Origin of the sequence: Brasilonema bromeliae SPC951 (assembly GCF_012912135.1) — a bacterium.
GTDB lineage: Bacteria > Cyanobacteriota > Cyanobacteriia > Cyanobacteriales > Nostocaceae > Brasilonema > Brasilonema bromeliae.
In genome coordinates this window covers 1-5417 of sequence record NZ_QMEB01000327.1, presented here as the reverse complement: position 1 = coordinate 5417, position 5417 = coordinate 1, and the positions used below count along the sequence as shown (strand labels likewise).

The window sequence follows — 5417 nt, the reverse complement described above, 5'->3', positions numbered from 1 at the left end:
CCCAAGGTAGATATTTCCAGTAATGGACAGCTTTGGGTAGGTATTATATAACGGTAATATTCTTCTCATCCCTGTCGCAGGGTTTGAGTACTGTAATGATCGCTGCTGCTTGGTGGGAGTTCTCAATTTGCTCAAGTTTTATCCTGAAAAAGGAATCAACAACTTAATCCCTTTTGAAAGCAAGTTGGTATCATTAACGTCAACTCCAAACGATCGCACCTTACAATTTAAATTTTATTCATCGTGAATCTACGCCGCCTGACTTTATTATTTGATGACTCCGTGTCCAGCTGGGCATTAGAAGCGCGGTTATTGCGCTGGTTAACACTGGTTTGGCTGTTTGTGGGATTGGTCATGCTATTTTCGGCATCCTATCCCGTAGCTGATGTTCGTCATCATGACGGACTGTACTACTTTAAGCGTCAACTCTTGTGGGTACTAGTAGGTTTCATAGTATTCAATATTGTTGTTCATTCGCCTTTGAATAAAGTTTTGAGCATATCTCATTGGTTTGTGATAGTGCTTTTGACGTTGATTTTCGCCACCTTAGTACCAGGAGTTGGAAAAAAAGCTTTTGACGCATCCCGGTGGATAGCTTTAGGACCGTTTCCAATTCAACCATCTGAATTAATTAAACCTTTTTTGGTATTACAAAGTGCGCGACTTTTTGGTCAGTGGGAAAACCTGACTTGGCGTGTTCGCTTCTTTTGGCTGGGTATTTTTGGTCTAGTCCTTTTAGGTATTTTAGGGCAGCCTAACTTAAGCACAACCGCACTGTGTGGTATGACGATTTGGTTTATTGCCCTTGCTGCTGGATTACCTTACAAGTACTTAGGAGGAACAGCAATTGGAGGAGTGTTGTTGGCAGTCCTCAGTATTAGTATCAAGGAATATCAGCGTAAGCGGGTATTATCATTCCTTAATCCTTGGGCTGATGCAACTGGGGATGGCTATCAACTCGTGCAAAGTTTGCTCGCAGTGGGTTCTGGTAGACAATGGGGTGCCGGGTTTGGGCTTTCTCAACAAAAGCAGTTTTATTTGCCAATTCAGGATACTGATTTTATTTTTGCAGTGTTTGCTGAGGAGTTTGGCTTTGTTGGTAGTGTTGTGCTGTTGTTACTGATTGCTTTATACGCCACTTTAGGATTAATTGTCGCTCTTAAGGCAAAGCATCCAGTGTATCGATTGGTGGCGATCGGTGTCACAATTTTAATGGTGGGACAATCTTTACTTCACATTGGTGTCACCACTGGTGCCCTGCCAACAACTGGTTTGCCCTTGCCCATGTTTAGTTATGGTGGAAATTCGATGGTTGCCAGTTTGATGGCATCTGGTTTGATTATTCGGGTTGCACGACAGAGTAGTGAAGCAGACGTGGTACCGTTGCGAGAGGAGGGTGAGAAGAGGCGGAAACGAAAGTTATTTCAGAAGAAATAAGGCGAACCTCAGTTGTGCATAAGTTAATTTTGGTTTCATGTATCAGTCATTGTAGGGTGTGTTAGACGGAACGTCTAACGCATCAAGATCTTGGGATGGTGCGTTAGCCTACGGCATTACACACCCTACCTATATGTTTGATTCCAAAAGAAATAAGGCGAACCTCAATTGTGCATAAGTTAATTTTGGTTTCATCTATAGTGATGTATAAGTATCAGCAAAAAATTTCATTGTGCTGACTTTGTGTGATTACTACAGATTCTGCATTTTGTCAATAAGCTAAGTTCTCATGCTTCCTCCATATTCCCGCTATGAGTGAAAACACGCGTGTCAAAACAATTTTGCTCTTGGCGGCGAATCCAAGAAACACTTCTGCGCTGCGGCTGGATGAAGAGGTGCGGGAAATTGATGAGGGATTGCGGCGGGCAAATAAGCGAGAACTGTTTAAGCTAGAGCAAAAATGGGCGGTTCGTTCTCGCGACTTTTATCGAGCAATCCTCGACACTCAACCCCAAATTGTACACTTTTGTGGACACGGTGCTGGGGAAGATGGAATTGTGCTGGAGGATGAGACGGGGCAGATAGCGTTTGTGCAAGCGGATGCGCTAGCGAGTATGTTTAAGCTATTTGCTAAAAAGGGGGTTGAATGTGTTCTCCTGAACGCTTGTTATTCCCAGGTGCAAGCAGAGGCGATTAGTCAACACATCGAGTATGTGATTGGGATGAATCAGCAGATAGGAGATAAAGCTGCTGTTAATTTTGCTGTGGCGTTTTACGATGCTTTAGCGGCTGGGGAAGAGGTGGAGTTTGCCTATGATTTGGGTTGTTCTCAGCTTTTTGGTTTGAAGGAAAACCAAACCCCTGTGTTTAAAAGAAAATTGCTGAATCATCCCGTTGCACAGAAGACGACGCGCCAGCGTATCTTTATTAGTTATAAGCGCGATGTTGAACCGGATGAACCAGTTGCTTTAGAGGTTTTTCAAGCGCTGTCACAGCAGCACGAAGTTTTTATCGACCAAAGAATGTTGGTTGGGACGCGCTGGGCTGAACGCATTGAAGGGGAAATTCGTCAAGCAGATTTTCTCATCGTTTTCCTTTCGTCTCGCTCAGTTTACAGCGAGATGGTGGAACAAGAAATCAAGATGGCGCACGAGATGGCGCAAGTGCAGGGAGGACATCCTGTTATTCTCCCGGTACGTTTGGGGTATCGCGAACCGTTCCAGTATCCTTTGAGTGCTTACCTGAACAATATCAATTGGGCTTTCTGGCAAGGTGAAGAGGATACACCACGGCTGATAGCAGAGTTGACTCAGGCTGTCTGCGGCGGCGAGTTACCGATTGATAAGGCGCAAGCCAAAGCTATTTTACTTGAAACAAGCGAACCTTCAGCGTTACCTCGACCTTTTGCTTCAGCGCAGCCAGTTTCTTTAGCCCAGCCAGTCAGGTTGGAAATGCCAGAAGGAACGATGGATTCCCAATCTGCATTTTATGTGGAACGTTCATTGGATGGCATTGCCCTCACAACAATTGCACACCGAGGAGTCACCATCGCCATCAAAGGACCAAGACAAGTTGGTAAGAGTTCGCTGTTGATTCGCGCAATTGAAGCTGCGGTTAATGCAGGTAAGCGAGTTGCTTTTTTGGATTTTCAACTTTTTGACAAAGCCGCCCTCACAGATGCTGAACTTTTCTTTAGGCGGTTTTGCAGCTGGCTGACTTATGAGTTGGAAATGGAAGATCGAGTGGAGGAGTATTGGAAGACGCCACTAGGAAACAGTCAACGTTGTACGCGCTATGTTCAACGCCATATTTTAAAAGAGTTGGGCAAGACGCCCCTGGTTTTGGCAATGGATGAGGTGGATAAGGTTTTTGATGCTGACTTTCGCAATGATTTCTTTGGGATGTTGCGCAGTTGGCACAATAGCCGCGCCACCACGCCCATTTGGAAGCAGCTGGATTTGACGCTGGTGACTTCCACCGAACCTTATCAACTCATTGACGACCTCAACCAATCACCTTTTAATGTGGGACAGGTGATTGAATTACAAGATTTTACACCAGAACAAGTGATTGACCTCAACCGCCTTCACGGTTCACCTCTCAACTCCAGTGAGGAAAGACAATTGATATTGCTGTTGGGCGGACATCCTTATTTGGTGCGTCGGGCGCTTTACCTAGTCGCGAGTCAGCAAATTTCTACGACTGAGTTATTTGCTAATGCAACTGCTGGTAATAGTCCTTTTGGTGATCATCTGCGTCACCACATTTCATTACTGCACAAAAAAACAGAATTGATTCAAGGGTTGCTGCAAGTCATTCGTCAGAACATCTGTGATGATAAGCGCGTCTTCTGGCGGCTGCGGGGTGCGGGTTTGGTGCGCGAACAAGGACGAGCAGTTTTGCCACGCTGTCAGCTTTATGCCGAGTATTTCCGGGAGAACTTGCGTGAGTAACCCAAGCATCTACACTGTTGGCGGAACTGTGCAAGCCAACCAAAATGGTGTCTACATTCCCCGCAAAGCAGATGAGGAATTGCTGGGGCTGTGTCGGGAAAATAAGTTTGTGTATATCCTCACCTCACGCCAGATGGGCAAATCTAGCCTGATGGTGCGGACTGCTGAACAATTGGCAGAAGAAGGAATTCAGACGGTTGTGATTGATTTGACTCAGGTGGGCGTGCAGGTGACTGCTGAACAGTGGTATCTGGGGTTACTTACGATTGTGGAAGGAACTCTGATGCTGGATACAGATGTGGTGCAGTGGTGGCAAGAACGCTCACATCTGGGTTTTACGCAACGGCTGACTTCATTTTTTCAAGAGGTTTTGCTGAAAGAGGTTGCCGAACCGATAGTGATTTTTGTTGATGAAATTGATACGACGCTTAGCCTAGATTTTACTGATGATTTTTTTGCTGCTATTCGGTATCTGTATAACGCTCGTTCCCAGAAACCAGAGTTTCAGCGTCTTTCTTTTGTCCTAGTTGGGGTGGCAACTCCGGGCGATTTGATACATGACCCTAAGCGTACACCGTTTAATATCGGTCAGCGCGTTGACTTGACTGATTTCACTTTTGAGGAGGCAAAACCACTGGCACAAGGACTAGGGCTGTCAACTCAAGAAGCGCAACAGGTGTTGAAATGGATGCTGGAGTGGACAGGTGGACATCCGTATTTATCGCAGCGTCTTTGTTGTATTATTAGCCAGCAGGACAAGAAAAGTTTATCAAAAGCTGATGTTGACGGCTTGGTGAGCAGTGCTTTCTTTGGTGCAATGAGCGAGCAAGATAATAACTTGCAGTTTGTCCGCGATATGCTCACCAAACGTGCACCAGATAAAGAAGGTGTTTTGACTGTTTATCGAGAAATTCGTCGTGGTAAGTCGGTTTTGGATGAGGAACAGTCGATAGTGAAATCTCACCTCAAGCTTTCGGGTGTGGTGCGACGTGAGCACAATGTTTTGCAGATGCGGAATCGAATTTATCAACAAGTGTTTGATTTAAGGTGGGTGAATCAACATTTGCCGTTGAAGTTGCGGGATTGGTGGGAGCGTTATAAGCCGTTATTACCCTATCTCGCGGGAGGGTTAATATTTTCTGTGGCAATGGGCACGATGGCGTTGTACGCTAACGAGCAACGTCTGCGTGCTGAAGAAAATGGCCGCAAAAACGTAGAAATTCTTATGCAAAGTATAACTTCAGAAAACCTGTTTACCTCAGGTTTAAAGCTTGAGGCTTTGCTAGAAGTATTGAAGGTAAGAAAACGCCTATATGATAGGGATATAGAAGCAGGTAACCGCATGAAGGCAGTTGCCATTCTCCAGCAGGTTGTTTATGGGATAAGGGAACACAACCGACTGGAAGGGCATCGCAGTGTTGTCAGGAGTGTGGCATTCACTCCCGATGGCAAAACGATCGCTTCTTCTGGTGATGACAAGACGGTACGGTTGTGGAATCTCAACGGGCAGCTACTCAAAACCCTGAC

The 5417-nt window shown here is 45.5% G+C and carries 3 protein-coding genes; all 3 read left to right on the top strand.

All coding sequences use genetic code 11. The annotated features are described in order from the left end of the window. Positions 1–243: 243 nt before the first annotated feature. Positions 244–1437, top strand: a complete 1194-nt coding sequence (locus DP116_RS26715) for an FtsW/RodA/SpoVE family cell cycle protein (protein WP_169158020.1) — start codon at positions 244–246, stop codon at positions 1435–1437. Between the two features lie 311 nt (positions 1438–1748). After that, positions 1749–3890 (top strand): AAA-like domain-containing protein, encoded by a 2142-nt coding sequence (locus DP116_RS26710; RefSeq protein WP_169158019.1) that lies wholly within the window; start codon positions 1749–1751, stop codon positions 3888–3890. Further along, positions 3883–5417 (top strand): AAA-like domain-containing protein (locus DP116_RS26705; RefSeq protein WP_339381598.1); only part of this gene is annotated, 1535 nt, incomplete at its 3' end. The genes DP116_RS26710 and DP116_RS26705, both read left to right, overlap by 8 nt.